Source organism: Streptococcus tangpeifui (genome assembly GCF_011038795.1).
GTDB classification, from domain to species: domain Bacteria; phylum Bacillota; class Bacilli; order Lactobacillales; family Streptococcaceae; genus Streptococcus; species Streptococcus tangpeifui.
Genome location: NZ_JAAKDU010000001.1, coordinates 212,728 through 229,095, shown reverse-complemented (window position 1 = coordinate 229,095; position 16,368 = coordinate 212,728). Strand labels below are relative to the sequence as shown.

16 protein-coding genes are annotated in these 16,368 nt (G+C 42.0%); 1 reads left to right on the top strand and 15 read right to left on the bottom strand.

Annotation, left to right across the window (positions count from 1 at the left end; all coding sequences use genetic code 11):
* Nucleotides 1-107: 107 nt before the first annotated feature.
* From G7Y32_RS01055 to G7Y32_RS01035, 5 genes are all read right to left on the bottom strand, one after another.
* On the bottom strand, nt 108-293 hold the full coding sequence (locus G7Y32_RS01055; RefSeq protein WP_165209422.1) for a hypothetical protein: 186 nt from the start codon (nt 291-293) through the stop codon (nt 108-110).
* Nucleotides 294-361: 68 nt separating this feature from the next.
* Entirely contained in the window at nt 362-637 is a 276-nt protein-coding gene (locus tag G7Y32_RS01050) for an HU family DNA-binding protein (RefSeq protein ID WP_004228960.1), read from the bottom strand.
* A gap of 257 nt (nt 638-894) precedes the next feature.
* Entirely contained in the window at nt 895-1,491 is a 597-nt protein-coding gene (locus G7Y32_RS01045; protein WP_165209419.1) for a YpmS family protein, read from the bottom strand.
* A complete protein-coding gene (locus G7Y32_RS01040) occupies nt 1,469-2,311 on the bottom strand; it encodes an SGNH/GDSL hydrolase family protein (RefSeq protein ID WP_165209416.1) in 843 nt (280 codons plus the stop codon). Before G7Y32_RS01040 ends, G7Y32_RS01045 begins: the two co-directional genes overlap by 23 nt.
* Complete coding sequence (locus G7Y32_RS01035; RefSeq protein ID WP_165209413.1) at nt 2,304-3,146, bottom strand: DegV family protein; 843 nt, start codon at nt 3,144-3,146, stop codon at nt 2,304-2,306. The genes G7Y32_RS01040 and G7Y32_RS01035 overlap by 8 nt, the downstream gene beginning before the upstream one ends.
* A gap of 882 nt (nt 3,147-4,028) precedes the next feature.
* Here G7Y32_RS01035 and G7Y32_RS01030 point away from each other — a divergent pair.
* Nucleotides 4,029-5,609 (top strand): putative cross-wall-targeting lipoprotein signal domain-containing protein, encoded by a 1,581-nt coding sequence (locus G7Y32_RS01030; RefSeq protein ID WP_165209410.1) that lies wholly within the window; start codon nt 4,029-4,031, stop codon nt 5,607-5,609.
* Between the two features lie 176 nt (nt 5,610-5,785).
* Here G7Y32_RS01030 and G7Y32_RS01025 read toward each other — a convergent pair whose 3' ends face one another.
* The 10 genes from G7Y32_RS01025 to asnA form a co-directional block, all read right to left on the bottom strand.
* Nucleotides 5,786-7,531 (bottom strand): ABC transporter ATP-binding protein, encoded by a 1,746-nt coding sequence (locus tag G7Y32_RS01025; protein ID WP_165209408.1) that lies wholly within the window; start codon nt 7,529-7,531, stop codon nt 5,786-5,788.
* Nucleotides 7,494-9,263, bottom strand: coding sequence for an ABC transporter ATP-binding protein (locus tag G7Y32_RS01020; protein ID WP_165209405.1), 1,770 nt, complete (start codon nt 9,261-9,263; stop codon nt 7,494-7,496). The genes G7Y32_RS01025 and G7Y32_RS01020 overlap by 38 nt, the downstream gene beginning before the upstream one ends.
* Before the next feature lie 170 nt (nt 9,264-9,433).
* The gene (locus G7Y32_RS01015; protein WP_004229467.1) at nt 9,434-9,964 is read right to left on the bottom strand and encodes a VanZ family protein; all 531 of its coding nucleotides are present in this window, start codon (nt 9,962-9,964) and stop codon (nt 9,434-9,436) included.
* A gap of 6 nt (nt 9,965-9,970) precedes the next feature.
* Nucleotides 9,971-11,086, bottom strand: a complete 1,116-nt coding sequence (gene rlmN / locus G7Y32_RS01010) for a dual-specificity RNA methyltransferase RlmN (RefSeq protein ID WP_165209402.1) — start codon at nt 11,084-11,086, stop codon at nt 9,971-9,973.
* A gap of 1 nt (nt 11,087) precedes the next feature.
* The gene (locus G7Y32_RS01005) at nt 11,088-11,651 is read right to left on the bottom strand and encodes a YutD family protein (protein WP_165209399.1); all 564 of its coding nucleotides are present in this window, start codon (nt 11,649-11,651) and stop codon (nt 11,088-11,090) included.
* Nucleotides 11,652-11,808: 157 nt separating this feature from the next.
* Entirely contained in the window at nt 11,809-12,891 is a 1,083-nt protein-coding gene (locus G7Y32_RS01000) for a SepM family pheromone-processing serine protease (protein WP_165209788.1), read from the bottom strand.
* Complete coding sequence (gene coaD, locus G7Y32_RS00995) at nt 12,881-13,372, bottom strand: pantetheine-phosphate adenylyltransferase (protein WP_165209397.1); 492 nt, start codon at nt 13,370-13,372, stop codon at nt 12,881-12,883. Before coaD ends, G7Y32_RS01000 begins: the two co-directional genes overlap by 11 nt.
* Nucleotides 13,362-13,901: a 16S rRNA (guanine(966)-N(2))-methyltransferase RsmD gene (rsmD, locus tag G7Y32_RS00990; protein WP_165209394.1), complete on the bottom strand. Its 540-nt coding sequence runs from the start codon at nt 13,899-13,901 to the stop codon at nt 13,362-13,364. Before rsmD ends, coaD begins: the two co-directional genes overlap by 11 nt.
* A gap of 182 nt (nt 13,902-14,083) precedes the next feature.
* The gene (locus G7Y32_RS00985; RefSeq protein WP_165209391.1) at nt 14,084-15,163 is read right to left on the bottom strand and encodes an MmcQ/YjbR family DNA-binding protein; all 1,080 of its coding nucleotides are present in this window, start codon (nt 15,161-15,163) and stop codon (nt 14,084-14,086) included.
* 83 nt (nt 15,164-15,246) lie between these two features.
* Nucleotides 15,247-16,239: an aspartate--ammonia ligase gene (asnA, locus tag G7Y32_RS00980; RefSeq protein WP_165209388.1), complete on the bottom strand. Its 993-nt coding sequence runs from the start codon at nt 16,237-16,239 to the stop codon at nt 15,247-15,249.
* Nucleotides 16,240-16,368 lie beyond the last annotated feature (129 nt).

Sequence of the window (16,368 nt, the reverse complement as noted above, 5' to 3'; positions counted from 1 at the left end):
TTGAGTCGTCCAAGCTTTTTTATATAACTGTTCAAACAGAACCCCTATTATCTGGAGCAAAAGGCTGCTTAATTAATATTAATGGTTGAATCACTTGAAGTCTTTTTTTAAGTTAAATCCTCAAAATCTTCATCTTCGTCTTCGCCGTCCATTTCTCGGTCAAAGTCTCTTTTTTCTTTTTCCGTCATTTCTTGCGGTTTAAAAATTTTAAACATAGAGCCAAAAATCAAAAGTTTAACAAAAGTCAGCCCCAGCAAAATCAATAAGACAATAAAAAATGTTGTTTTAGTCATATTATCTACTTTTCTAAAAAGAGGCTGGGAGCAAATCCCAGCCTCTTCTTGCTATCAAGAAATCATTCTTATTTAACAGCGTCTTTAAGAGCTTTACCAGCTTTGAATGCTGGAACTTTTGAAGCTGCGATTTTGATTTCAGCACCAGTTTGTGGGTTGCGGCCTTTACGAGCGGCACGTTCACGAACTTCAAAGTTACCGAAACCGATCAATTGAACTTTTTCACCTTTTGAAAGGAATTCTTCAATTGATGAGAAGACTGCATCAACTGCTGCAGCTGAATCTTTTTTAGTCAATTCTGTTGCTTCTGCAACTTTTGCAATCAAATCTTGTTTATTAGCCATTTAACTAATCCTCCAAATATTATTAAGCCTTCAAGTCTTCACTTGAGCTTTAACAATGACTATCATATCTGATTTTCCTTGCTAGGTCAAGTATAAAACGTTATTTTAAGCCATTTTTCCCCGTATAAACTAATTTGTAAAAAGTCAGCCAAAACAGAGATTAAGGAAAAATGCAATTTAAAGCATTCAACAAGTCTTAGCTAGCAAAAATTCTCCTAGGTCGGAGAATTTTTATTGCTAGGGAAATTGTCGAAAAACTACTTTCTCTTGTAGATAGCAAAACGTAATTTATCATTAACCAAATCGAAGTCAGTCGCTTTAACATAGAGGCCTGCCTTATTATCCATTTTCGGCAAGTTAAGCACAATGGCTTCCTTCTTGCTATTAACCTCAACAAAATCAGGTAACTGATAGCTAGAAGCGATAAATTTCAAAACATCAGAAATTGGAAGGGACAGAGTCCCAGCAGAAACTGAGCTGACATTAAGCTGAATACTGCCATCTTCCAAGACAACAGGCGTGAAATAAACGTAGAGAGGAACCTGATACCCCAAGAAAGTATAGGTCCCTTCAAATACCACTTCTTTTTCTGTCGCCTTAAAACTGTAACTGTTATTATCAGTCTGATACTGCTTGAGATAAGCCTCGACCGTATCATTAAGCTGATTCCGCGAGGAACTGAAGGTCCCTACCATAACATCCGATTGGCTCTGCTGGCTGCTGATATGACCAGCTGGTTCTCTAAGAGTGCCTATCCGCAAGAAAATGATACTGACGAAAGCAAGATTAAAAGCAAGCAGGGCAAGACAGCCCCACTTCCATAGATTTTTTTTACCATTTGTCTTTTGTTTCATTAATTTTCTCCAAAACAGCATTAGCCATAATCTGGTAGCCAGTATTATTAGGGTGGAAATGATCCTTTTCAAAAAGAGCATCATTTTTAACAGACGTATTAGACTGACTGTCTGAGGCTTCTGCGACTCCTTCCTGACCATCAATGCCCTTATAAAGTAAGTCATTCACAGGAACGAAATAAACATTATCATATTCGTCCGTTACCGCCTGAGTTCCGTCATTCCATGAATCAACAACGTCTTGTATCTGAGTTAGATCGGGAAAGTTGAGATAAAAAGGATTATAGATGCCGAGGATATAAATCGGCAGATCCTTGTTATCCTGACGAGCCAACTCAATAATCTTTCGCAGGCGCTCCTGATAAGCTTGAGCAGGTTTAGTAAAACTATCAAGACTCAAGTCTGCTAGATTCTTTCTCAGAACTGCCATGACATCATTGCCCCCGACAGTTAAGGTCATCAGATCAGCCTGTTTCAAATCTTTTTGAATATCAGCCTTATCCTGCATTCTCGTTAAAATCTGCTGACTAGTATTACCAGCTACACCGTAATTTTTTGATGTCACCCGGTAATGATAATCTGTTTCTACCTGCCTAGATAAGATGGGAACAAAGCCCCCTTGATTAGTAGAGTCACCAACTCCTTCTGTCAGTGAATCTCCCAAAGCCACATAGCTAAAAGTACTAACCTTTCTAGAATGTTTAAAATCAGCCTTTGTTAATCGACCTTTAGCGCCGGGCAGGAGAAAATTAAGAATCAAGCCAAAAAAGAGGAGGCAGATGATAAAAAAAGCTGGAGCTAAAAACAATCGCTTATTCATAGCGCACCATAACCGCAAAAGCTCCCTCACCCGTATGAGTTTGGATAATAGATCCGGTTTCTAAAACCGAAATGTGTTCACCATCAACCAAAACTTCAAGCTTATCCTTCATGGTATTGGCCCAATCAGGTGTTCCTGAATAAGAAATACCAATTTCAGCAACCTTACGTCCTCTAGCATGCTCAATAAAACTATCCAACCATTTGACAAAGGTCTTCTGTCCCCGACCTTTAACAACAGGATTTAAGGCAGAATCTCTGAGTTCCATCACCACTCGGATATTCAAAAGGGAAGAAAGCATTCCTGAAACACGCCCAATACGGCCACCTTTAACCAAATTTTCTAAGGTTGAAACCCCAATGAAAAGTTCGGATTTTTTTCGCACTTCTTCTACCTTAGCCAAAACTTCTTCCAGACTAGCTCCTTGTTCAGCCAGAAGGGCAGCCTGAACCACCTGATGCTTCATAGACTGATCAGTAAAGGTTGAATCAATGACCGTCACATTCGCACCAGCAATACTTGCCCCTTGACGAGCGGCTTCAACCGTTCCAGAAAGGCTGTTAGTGATGTGAATAGAGACAATTTGATCCGCACCTTTTTGGACCAAGTTTTCATAAACTTCCGCAAAGACTCCAACGGGCGGCTGGCTGGTTTTAGGCAATTCTTTACTCTGTCGCATCAGATCTAGAAACTTGCCTTCTTCCTTTAAATCATTATCACTATAAATAACCCCATCAATCATAACCGACAGGGGGACAACAGTAATTCCCAAACTCTCTACCAGTTCTGGCTCAATAGTAATTGAAGAATCCGTTACAATTTTAATTTTAGACATTGCTGCTTCCTACTTCATTCTTTCTAATAAAACATTTCCATTATACCAAATTCTAATGGTTTTTGGGTTCTATTAGCCAATTTAAAACTCAAGACTGAGCCAAGTCCTCGAAAGCTTCAAAAATGTCATCCAAAAATTGAATAGAAGGCTAATTTTTAGTCATTAAAGTTAGCCAAATGGCTGAGGTTAAAAAACGAATAGACCTCGTCATAGTCCTCACAAAGAAGAGCACCATCAAGAACTGATTTTGATGAACAAAGAAGCAGCTGGTTTACAGACAAACAAGGTGGAAAAAACACACTCAAAGTCAAATTTAACATGAACGGATTACTTTCTTTATTGACCTGCTGACCATACACATCCCTAGAATTACTAAAAAGATACCAAGGTAAGCCATTAGAACAGTAAAGCCACTTGTCACTTCCCCGTTGATTAACAAGATATCAGTAAAGCAGTCACCAAAGAAAATCCAAGTTGTTGAGGAATAATAGGTTCTAATAAAAGTTAAAATTTCTGATAATTTCAAGGATTTTGATGGATTAAAAAATTATAGACAGGAAAGTTTTGAAAATGGTAGTACTCGATAATTATCATAAATAGCTTTAAATCAAGCTTTGTTGCTTGCCTGGTCACATTTGAGACCTTTGTAATAAACTCGACATGCTTTTTTAATTTTCTAACCTTTTATCCGATTAAAAAAAGTACAAAAGTAAAATTGGGCTTTATCTAGCAAGGATTTTTGACTAGCAATCATTTTGTCTTATTTGCAAAAATCGTTTGCGAGGACAATTTTAATCTCTGAAGCCTTATTGCGTAATCCAAAAACTGTGATAGAATATTTTACTGTTAAAATAAAAATAAAATTTTTAGATAGGAAGTATTATGCAGAAGAACACATTCAGCAAACGTAAAACAAAATTCGCCGGTCTCTGTGGAGCCATCCTTGCTACAACGACCATCGCTATGGGGGTTGGCGCAACCGTTCAGGCTGATGAAACGGCAGCACCATCAGCTACTGATGCAACTGCTCAAGAAACAACCCCTGCAGATACAAAGCAAGACCAAAAAAGCTTTGAAACGACTCCTGTTGATACCAGCCAAGATACACAGGTAACGACACCGACAGGCACTTTCACGATTGCTAGCAGTCCTGCTCAAACAGCTGTAACAGCTGGACAAACTGCTCCCGCAGCAAACGAAAATACTTCAACCGCTGCTGAGGCACCTGTTCAACAAGCACCTGCCACTGCTGCAAGCACTGAAAACAGCAATCAGGCTAGTGTTCCAGCCAGCCAAATGAACACAAATACTCAACAACCAAAATCTGCTGATAATATCGCAACTAAACCAGCAGATACAACTGAGTACGGCAGTGTTGACTTCAATCAAACGTTGACCAGTACAGCAAAAACGGCTCCTGTTACCGATGTTAACTACAACGGTTCTCAGGATGTCTACATCACGGTTGATGATCCAAGCCAACCTTATACACCAAATGCGGATAACATTGCTAAGTACTTGAATGAGTACTTGACACAATTGCGTAATATCAACGGTATCAATGTTCCTGTTCCGCCAGCTAACGATTTGATGAAGAGCTGGGCTCAAGGACGTGCTAACGAGGAAGCTTCCGAAGCTGACAGCATTGATCACCAAACAAAATTGGCCTTCCCTTCCGGTGTTTCTGTCTATTCAGAAGATGGTCATGAAGATTCTCTCTCTTCCATTGCACCAACCAATCAAGCTGGCCAAAATTTGGGCTCTGATCAGGCAACAGCTTACTACTTGGCCCTCAGCTGGTTTGCTGACTACTTCAATATCGCTGGCAGCAAGGATGATGCAAATGGCCTGACATCATTTGGTCATGCCCTTTCTATCCTTTCCAATAGCGGAGACGGTATGGCTCTAGGCTTTGCTAACGGTACGGGGAAAGAAAATGGCGGTTTCTATGCTATGCTGGAATTCGGTAGCAATTCTAATGTGAAAAATGATGATGGTTTTGCTGCTGATACCAAGGATGCAAATGGCAACTGGATCTTGACTTACAACGGTAAACAAGTCCTGTTCTTACCTAAGACAACCTTCCACTATGTTACCAAAGACCCTAATGCTAAACCAGATCCAAACCAAAACAATGGCGGTCAAGCCGATGATCCGGCTGCTGGTAATGGCGCACAAGCTAACGATCCAGCCAATCCTGCAGCTGGCAATTCAGGTAATGGAGCTGCTGGTAACGGCCAAGCTGGTTCTGGCGCTCCTGCTGTAATGCCTAAGACAGCTGAATTGGCTAACAAGGGAGCAGGTATGGGTAGTGCTAATGCATCTGCTACTGCCGCCAAGGGAGATAAGAACCTTCCATCTACAGGTGATTCTGCTCAAACTGCCGTAACAGCTATTGGTGCTGTTATGGTCATGGCTGGACTTGGACTTGCAACGAAACGTAAAATCCAAGGTCAAGACTAAGATAAATTAAGACTACTCTAAAAAACGTTCTTCGTAAAAACAGCGAGGAACGTTTTTTTCTGTCCACTTCAGAATAAGCTTCTTCTCCTACTACTATTAAAGTTCAAGGTTGAGTTAACGATTAAAAACAGTAAAAGCCGAGTTTGATTGCTCGACTTTCTTACTGTTATATCGATCTAGTCCATCATACCTGCTTGTAACTGATACATACGGTGGTAGGTTCCTCGTTTGGCTAGAAGCTCTTCATGATTACCGCTTTCAATAATCCGACCTTTATCCAAGACATAGATACAGTTGGCATCTTGGATGGTAGAAAGACGATGGGCGATGGCGATGGTCGTCCGCCCTTGTCGCATCTTCCTGAGGGAATTTTGGATAACATCCTCGGTCTCCGAGTCAATATTAGCTGTTGCTTCATCCAAAATCAAAACCTTAGGCTGGCTAGCAACTGTTCTAGCAAAGGCTAGGAGCTGACGCTGCCCTGTTGAATAGGTTGAACCCCTTTCGGTTACGGGTTCATCATAGCCCTGAGGTAGCTTTTCAATAAAGTCGTCAGCATCGACAAATTCTGCCGCCGACTTAACTTCTTGGTCAGAAATATTCTGATACATCCGAATATTGGATTTAATGGTTCCATGATAGAGGAAGGGATCCTGTAGGACTAAGCCGACAGACTGTCTAAGCTCCTCTTGTGAATAGTCTCTGATATCATGACCGTCTAAAAGAACCTGTCCTGATTCAAATTCGTAGAAGCGCATGAAAACATTAATGATAGAAGATTTTCCTGAACCAGTTGGCCCGACAAAGGCAATCGTTTCGCCTTTCTTGACGTTAAAGCTGATATCATCGAGAATCTGCCGCTTGCCATCATAGGAAAAGCTAACATGTTTAAATTCGATATTCCCTTGAGTCACCTGCAAATCTCGGTTAGCTTGTTTAGGCTCATAAGTATCACGGTCAATCAAGGTAAAGACCCGACCAGCTGAAACCATAGAGGTCTGCAGAGTCGAGAAGTTCTGAGTAACTGAAATCAGAGGATCAAAGAGACGATTTATATACTGGATAAAGGCATACATAAGTCCAGCTGTGATGCCGATGCTTTGCCAAGTTAGTCCAAAATAGGCCATAAGGACCGCATAACCCAGCAATTTGAGCAAGGACATAGCCGGCCTTAGGAAGATAGAATCCAGCAGAACCGAGCGATTGGCAAAGGCTAAGTGACTGGAATTGATTGCTTCAAATTCACCCTTAAGTCGTTCTTCTTGCCGAAAAGCCTGGATAACCCGGATTCCTTCAATGGATTCAGATAGTTTAGTATTGATATCACTGAGTCGGGCCCGTGTGGCCTCAATCACGCTGGTTGATTTTTTACGATAAAGATCAACCAAAATAAAGATGAAGGGTAGAAAGAAAGCAACTAAAATAGTCAGACGAATATCCAGAACAATCATGGTATAAAGGGTGGTTGTAAAGATAAAGATGGCTGATATAAAGCTGGACAGAATCCCAGTGAACATCTGACTAATGGCCTCGGTATCATTCGTCAGCCGAGAGACAATAGAACCTGCAGGGGTCTGGTCAAAATAAACCATCCCCAGGCGCTGGATATTGTCAAAGGCATCTTGACGAATATCCCGAACAATAGAATAGGCTACCTTAGCAAAAAGGTAATTCCCCACATAAGAGAAAATCATTTGCCATACATAGAGCAAAAAGTAACCAACTAGAATGACTAGCGCCGTCTGACTAACATTTTGGATATAGTGATCAATAAAATAACGGGCCACTAAAGGAATGAGAGTTTGAACGACCGTTGTCAGGAGAAGAAAGATAAGAGCTAAGCTGGTCAACCATTTGTAGTTTTTTAGGTAGGCCATCAGGCGTTTAAAAGTCTGCCACTGACTCATTGGTTTCACTTCCATACTCTCCTCCTTCCATTTCTAATTGTTGTGAAGCGTAAGTTCTTGCATACCAGCCGTCTTGAGCCAGCAAATCTTCATGACGCCCCCGTTCAATGATCTGACCATCCTGCAGAACCAAAATCAAATCACTGTGTACCACTGCACTGAGGCGATGAGCCGTAATCATGGTAGTCTTGCCCTGACGAGTTTCCTTAAGGTGATCAATGATAGCATTCTCCGTCCTAGCATCAACAGCTGATAGGGAGTCATCCAGAATCAAAATTTCAGGATCCATGATCATAGCCCGAGCCATGGCAATCCGCTGTTTTTGACCGCCAGAAAGAGAAACTCCCTTTTCACCAATTAAGGTGTCAAAACCATCTGGCATGGCTGTAATATCATCATAGACCTGAGCCAATTTAGCGGCTTCCTTGATCTGGTCTAAAGTCAAATCTGGATTAGAAAAACGAATATTTTCCAAGATGGACAGAGCAAAAAGAAATTGATCCTGAGGAACGTAACCAATTAGACTGCGGAGGTCTGAGAGTCGATAATTCTTGATATTATGACCATTAAGGCTGATAAAGCCATCTGTAACATCGTATTCTCGCAAGAGCAATTTCAAGAGAGTGGTTTTACCGGAACCTGTTTGGCCGACCAGGCCTAGAGTCTGACCCTTTTCCAATTCGAAATGGATATCTTTCAGGGTTGCATCATCATCATAGCTAAAGCTATTAATCGCATAAGTAATCGGGCCATTTTCAATAGTTGCAAGCGGTTGGTCTGCTTCCTGAACATCGCTCTCTTCCGCCAAGAGCTTAGAAATCCGGTCATAGGAAACATTTCCTCGCTGACTGATATTAAAGAGGAAACCAATGGCCTGAAGTGGCCAAACCAACATGTCCAGATAAGTGATAAAGGTAACCAGACTACCAACCGTGACCGTCTCTGCTGTAATCAGGTAGGAACCAACCAAGAGGGTCAAAACATAAGACATCCCGACAAAAAACATAGTGACGGGAGTAAACATACTATTGTACCGCATGCTGACTAGGTTCTTTTGAAAGGTCTGCTGGTTAGTCTCAGCAAATGAGGCCGATTCTTGGTTTTGATAACCAAAGGACTTAGTTACCTTGATACCCGAAACACTCTCTTGCACCTTGTTGTTGAGATCCGAAAAAGCAGCCTGAGAAGCCTTGAAAGATTCGTGGTTCTTGCGACCCAAACGGCCTGTAGCCAAAGACATCAAGGGCAGAGGGAGGATAGCAATCAGGGTCATCTGCCAAGAAATCGTAAAGAACATGGTAAAGAGGGTCACTAAGGCCGTAATTGATGCATCTACTGCCGACATGACCCCTGCTCCAGCCAACATGGTCAAGGAATTGATGTCATTAGTAGCATGGGCCATCAAATCCCCAGTCCGATACTTCTGAAAGAAAGAAGGAGACATTTGAGTGAAATGCTCAAAGAGGCGGCTGCGGAGAATTTTCCCAAGCCGATAAGAAGTCCCAAGTAAATAGAACCGCCAAATCAGCCGCAAGAGATACATGCCCAATGCAGCCGCAAGAAGAATGACCAGCTTGGTCAAAAGTGAGCCGAGGGTCAGATTTTTAGCATCAATGGAATCGATAACCTGCCCCATGACCTTTGGGGGAATCAGATTGAGGACACTGACCAAACTGAGGGAGAAAATCCCAATTAAATAGCGGCTCTTTTCCTGCTGGAAAAACCACCAGAGTTTTTTTATAATCATGCTATTTCCTTCAAAAAATGGATTACTGTAATAGAGACTGAACGATTGAAAAACCAATGTCCGAGCAGAGAAACAACGCATCCAGTCTGCATCTGCAAAAATTTCAACCACAACAAGAGGCTGGGAAGATTTCCCAACCTTTTTTATACTTATTGAACCCTAACATTGGGCTATTTATTTCTGACTTTCTTTATAAAGAATTTTACCACAGACACCAGCCAGAGGGCAAACAATCCGCCCAGACTATTAAAAATGAGGTCATCAATTTCAAAGACCCGATTGGCATTGAAAAGCCAGTCAATAATAACTTGGGTTGTTTCAATGCTCAGGCTCATGCCAAAGCTCATTAACAAGACTTTGGGCCAAGGCCGCCAATCCGGACGCAAGGCCAAAAGTCCCAAAACCAAGGGTGTTAATAGGAGCAGATTGGAAAAGTTCTGCCCGATAACCCAGAAAAGTTCTTTAAAGGTATCTAGCTTGCCGATAGAAACAAAGGAATTGAAGGGCACTAATAGGTAGGGCACCCGTCCCCAATAATGGATATTGGGCGTATCAACACCTTTTAAACTAATTGGTTGAGGACAAAAACAAAGATAGAGCAGGCAGAGAAAATACCCTTCCAGCAGAAACCAAACTAACTTACATCCTAAATGTGTCAATTCTGCCTCTTCGTCAAAGAATCTCCTGATAAATTTAGCCATCTTTAGCTACCTTGCCATCGCTTTTTGCCGATCCCGCTTCATGGTGTTAGACCGCAGCTGACCGCAGGCTGCATCAATGTCCGTTCCGTGTTCCTGACGAACAACACAGTTAACACCATTTTTCTTGAGGACATCATAGAAAGCATCTACACGCTCCTTTGTTGAACGGCTGTACTGATCGTGTTCGGATACAGGATTGTAAGGAATCAAGTTGATATAAGAAAGCTTGCGGATAGACTTAGTCAAATCCGCTAGCTCCTGAGCATTTTCAGGACTGTCATTAACCTCATTAAGCATAATGTATTCAAAGGTTACCCGACGGTTAGTTGTCTCGATATAGTACTCAATGGCATCAAAAAGTTTTTCCAGTGGGAAAGAACGATTGATTCGCATGATACTCGAGCGCAGCTCATTATTAGGAGCATGGAGAGAAACGGCCAGATTGACCTGAATCCCTTCATTGGCAAAGTCACGGATTTTATGAGCCAAACCAGAGGTGGAAACGGTGATATGGCGAGCCCCAATAGCTAAGCCATTATCATCATTGATGGTTCTTAGGAAGCGGATAACATTGTCATAGTTGTCAAAAGGTTCGCCAATTCCCATAACCACTACGTGGCTGACCCTTTCGCCTTTACCTTGGTCGTCCAGATATTTTTGCACCAGCATAATTTGAGCTGTAATTTCTCCATTGTTGAGGTCCCGCTGCTTCTTAATCAGACCGCTGGCACAGAAGGTACAGCCAATATTACAGCCAACCTGAGTTGTTACACAGACAGACAGGCCATAGTGCTGCCGCATAAGCACCGTTTCAATCAGCATGCCATCTGGCAACTCAAAAAGATATTTAATAGTACCATCGGCAGACTCTTGAACAATGCGTTGCTTAAGGGGATTGAAGTCAAAATTTTCCTTGAGAACAGCAATAAAGTCTTTAGAAATATTGGTCATTTCCTCAAAGGACTGCACCCGCTTTTTATAAAGCCAATCCCAAATTTGTGTCGCCCGAAATTTCTTCTCACCATGTGCCATAGCCCAGTCAATCAATTGGTCTCGCGTCAAACTATAGATTGATGGTTTCATTTCTGTATTTTCTTGATCCTTCTTGCTAGTAGCTGCCATCTTAGTTGCCCTTCTTTCTTATGGTGAAATGTTGGTTCTGATTCTTATCGTCACGCCTTCTGCTATCTGGCCCCGACTTATGACGCCTTTGATTGAATTGCTTATAGGAATTATCTTGCTCATGCCTCTTAAAATCCTGCTTGAACTTCTGACGAGAGCGACGTTTGCGGTTATCCCGTTTGCGGCGAGGCCAGTTCTCTTCTTCTTGTTTAGGTTCCCTTGGCTCTGGATTTTCTAAGAGAAAATAGGCACAACCAAAATTACAATATTCCTTAAGGTAGTCATCCAAACGACTGATTTTGCTGTCTGTTTTTACGACTCGCTCATCTTTATAGAACCCCCGCAAACGGAGCTCATCACTGGACCAATCCCCAAGGATATAATCATATTTAAGTAAAATACGTGAAAAACGCTGCTGAAAATTTTCCAGTTTAAAGCCGTCTTTATAATTATCAACCAGCTCTAACTCGATACCTTCCGAACGAACCTGATTATCAAAATAGACAAACTCGGGCCCTGGGAACTTATTATAATTAAGCATATCAGGGGTAATATCTTTTCGCATGGGGCTCCTTTCTTTTTTATTATGATTTTAAATAGCTTAGAACCTTTATATTATACACTATTTTGGACATTTTGTAATACTGAAATGCTGATTACTAGACCTCCTGAGCTCTGCTGACAGCAAAAGCAACTGCTCCTTCCCGGACAGTTGCTCACTTTTATTTGGTTTTTTCTAGATAGTCGATAGCCTCCTGAGCTGTCTTGACAGGGACAATTTTCATCTTGCTATCAATCTTCTTAGCCATCATTTTGGCCTCTTGATAGTTATTTCCCTGAGGATAGTATTTCTTATCCGCCTTAGTCACAGGGTTATCGGGAACAAAGAAAATCTCAGCACCCGATTTATCAGCAGAAACAACCTTTTGTGAAACACCGCCGATGTCACCGACTGAACCATCTGGCTCGATAGTGCCTGTTCCAGCAACCATCCGTCCTTTAAGCAGATTTTCCTTATTGAGTTGATCATAGATGGACAAGGTAAACATAAGACCCGCACTAGGTCCGCCGACCCCTTGGGTGGAGAACTTAACCTTTTCAGGCGAGCTAACTTCGGTATGATCGGTCAGGGTAATCCCGATACCATTTTTACCATTTTTTAGCTTGACCACTTTACCCTTGGACGACTCCTTCTTACCTTGACTGGTATATTGGACAGTGACTTTGGACCCTAATTTAAGACCAGTGACATACTTGACCAATTCCTTAGAAGATTTGAAGCTCTTGCCATTGATACCTGTCACAGTATCAGCAATATCGAGAATGCCTTTAAAGGTTGAATTGTCAGCGATATTAAGGACATAGACACCTTTATAGTCTAAATTAACCTTTTTACCAGACAGCTTGAGGGCCTGATAAACAGCCGTATTCTGGGAATTTTCCATATAGTACTGATTCATCAGTTCATAGTCTTTGGTGCTAGCACCGCCGGTTATCTTTTCCTTGGAAACAATCTCGGTTGTGTCTTTATTGAACCAAGAATAAGCGAGATTAACAACTGTCCCCGGCCGAACTTCGACCGCTACGAAATTGTAAGAACCTTTATCCTTATTAGTCTTGCCATTAACCGTCATAACCTGATTAATATCAAAGGCACCACCAGGAGCTTCAACATAATAAGGGAGAGGAACTATAAAACAGAAGGCCAGAGCCAAGAGGGCAAAACCGCCAATCAGCCACCATTTAAAGCGTTTAACAAAACTCCCTTTTTGGGGACTGACCTGACTTGCTGCCTTATTTACCATCATATTTTTTCTCCAATTCTAAAGCCACGACTTCTGGAACATAGGGCCGAATGTCAGCGCCAAAATACGTCAACTCACGGATTCTTGACGATGAAACATAGGATAAATCTGGCTGAGCTAAAAGATAGATGGTTTCTAGCTTCGGATCCAAATCATGGTTAAAATGGTCCATACTAGCTTCATAGGTCAAATCCTGACCATTGCGAAGCCCTCTTACCAAAATCGTTGCCCCAAGTGATTCAGCTACATCAACAGTCAGTTGGTCGTGCGAAGTCAGGACAGAAACATTAGGAAGGTCTTTAACCACTTCTTCCAGCAAAGCCTGACGCTTGGCTAACGGCAAGAAGCCTGCCTTATCCTGATTATAAAATATGCCTACATATAGCTGATCAAGGAGCTGGCTAGCCCGCTTGATAAGATCTAAATGACCATTTGTCACAGGGTCAAAAGAGCCTGCATACAAGCCAATCTTATTTGACATAAATTGTCACCTTACTAATTCCATATATTTTTTGTTTCCAAATTTTTAAATCATTGATAGTTTCTGGCAGCACAACTGCCTTGTCAGTTTCACAAACAATCATAGCAGCTGGTGCAAGCAAGTCATAGTCTTGAAGCTGTTGAATCGTCTGAACAATCTCTTCCTTAGCATAGGGGGGGTCCAGCAAAACCAAATCAAACTGGCCCCTCAAGGTTGGCAGGACCTGTTTAGCATCTCGCTTAATTAGCTGAAACTGATCTTGGGTGTTAGTCATCTTGATATTAGCCTCAATGACAGCCTGGGCCCGTCTATCCCGTTCAACTAAAACGGCCTGCTCCATACCTCGGGAAATAGCCTCAATGGAGAGACCGCCACTGCCAGCATAGAGATCCAAGACACGCCCCCCATCAAAGAAGGGACCAATCATACTGTAAATAGCTCCTCTGACCTTATCTGAGGTTGGCCGAGTAGTTTGTCCTTCCAAGGTTTTAAGCGTACGACCGCCAAAATTTCCTGCAATAATTCTCATAACAGCTATTATAGCAAAATTTCACAATCCATAAAGGATTAAAATCCAGCTCGAATTTTTTTAGTCTGGCTACAAGAATTGCGAGCAGCACTTCTTTCTCCCCTCACGAACACAATAATCTGTTAACTATTTGAACTTCTGATTGACAGGCCTTCTGTCTGTCTCCTTTTTCCCCAACTCTCTTAGAGTTTCACTTTAATCTTATCAATCAATTTTTTGGTCATCCGTCTAGGCCCTCGAACGGCCTTGACTCCAGATTCCTTGAGGACTGGCAGAGGAAACTCTCGATCTGCAAAAGTCTTGACCCGCTTGATGGTCATAAACTCCTTGATATCTGACCCTTCCCGATAGCCTTCATTGGGGAGATTGCTAGCTAAAACTTGGCAAGCATAACGAACCGCCTGAATGGGACTCGTCATATAGATGAAAACCCAGTCCCCTTTTTTAATCTGGGCCTTCTGAGTCCAATGAATGGTATCTGAAACGGCAAATTCGGCATCAATATCATAGTATTTGGGATTAGCTGGAATCAGCCAGTAGTCCGGCCCTTCTTCGGCCTTAAAGGACTTGGGACCAACCAAAGCACGACTGGCCTCCACCAGCTCAAAAAGTTCCTTATCTGGTAGACTATCGTCCATAATCAGGGAAATCCACGACTGCTTGTTCATGTGATAACTAGGATAGATGCCTGGCTTTTCCAAAAGCTCATCTAAGAGTCTTTTATCAATTTTAATATTGACAACCTCAGCTTCCCGATCCAAATCTGATCCTACTAGAGGCTTGGTTTCACTATCTAATTTGTCTAATTTGAGAGGAAAGACCAGAGCATACCATTTATTGTTAGTCGGGTGACGAAAAGAAGCATATTGCGAATACTTGGCAAAAGGATGATCAAAATCATCGCCGAACTTATCTTTTAAATGTTGGGCCAGACGATTGGTCTGAGGTAGGTCAAAAGGTGTGGCTTCAAAGCAGGCATCCGCAATCTCTTGAAGCAGCTCCCCATAGGCTTCCCTGACCTGACCTAGATAGGATCCGGTTTGACCGATGACATGAATAGCCGTGTATTCTTCATCAAGGTCGGTATCCATGAGTCGACCGGACACCTGACCCTCCTCAGTCACTAGAATTTGAGCTTGAAAATCCCCAGACATAATAGCACGATTATAACGATAGTCAGTTCCTTCTTTTTTAAAGCCAAAATCCAATAATTTTTGGACATTCACGGTTCTACGTTTAAAATATTGACTTTCAAATATCATTACAACATCTCCTCTGACCTCTTGCTGCCTTCTTATTATAGCAAAAAAGCGAGCAGGTTTTCCTAACCCACTCGCTCTTCATTTTATAGAATGTTATCAAAGTCTTTTCTGACTTGGTCTGGCCAAACGCTGGATTGGACTTCCCCAATGTGTTTTTTACGCAAGAGGAACATAGCCATGCGAGACTGACCAATACCGCCACCGATGGTCAGAGGGAAGAGACCGTTAAGGAGGGACTTATGCCATTCCAATTTCAAACGATCTTGGTCACCGGTGATTTCAACCTGACGCTTAAGGGCATCTTCATCGACACGAATTCCCATAGAGGAGAGTTCAAGGGCGTGACCTAGACTGTCATTCCAAACGATAATATCACCATTAAGACCATGATAGCCCGCTTCAGATTCGCTGGTCCAATCATCATAGTCAGGTGCCCGGCCATCATGAGGTTTACCATCTGGCAGGATACCACCGATTCCAATCAAAAAGACGGCACCATATTCCTTAGCAATCACATCTTCACGTTCTTTAGGTGTTAAATCAGGATATTGCTCAACCAGATCCTCGGTGTGGATAAAGGTAATCTTCTTAGGCAGGATTGCATCAATATCGAAACGAGCTTCAACAGCCAACTCTGTCAAACGAATTGCCTTATAGACCTTTTCAACCGTTTCTTTGAGGTAGGCGAGGTTACGTCTGCCATCTGGGATAACTTTTTCCCAATCCCATTGATCAACATAAACTGAGTGAATCTGATCCAAAGAATCTTCATCAGGGCGCAGAGCTTTCATGTGAACAAAGAGGCCTTCGCCCTCATTGAAACCAAAACGTGCTAAGGTGTGGCGTTTCCATTTCGCCAAAGAATGAACAACTTCATAGGTTTCATCAGGAATTTGGAGGACATTCACGCGCACAGGATTCTCAACCCCACTTAAATTATCTTGCATACCGTCCCCGACCCGGCTCAAAATAGGTCCTTGCACTTCAACGACATCAAGCTTATCAATCAAGTATTGGGTGAAGGTATTCTTGACAAAAGAAATCTCCTGCTGCTGGTGAATAAAGCTCTTCTTCATAAGCTTTCCCTCCTTTAAAATTTAATATGAAGCTATTATACTCCCATTTACCTAAAAAATAAATAGCTTGAAGCATAAAAGTTTGATTTTCCTGAATTTTTCTGGAAACTTTTGAAAACAGTCAACAGT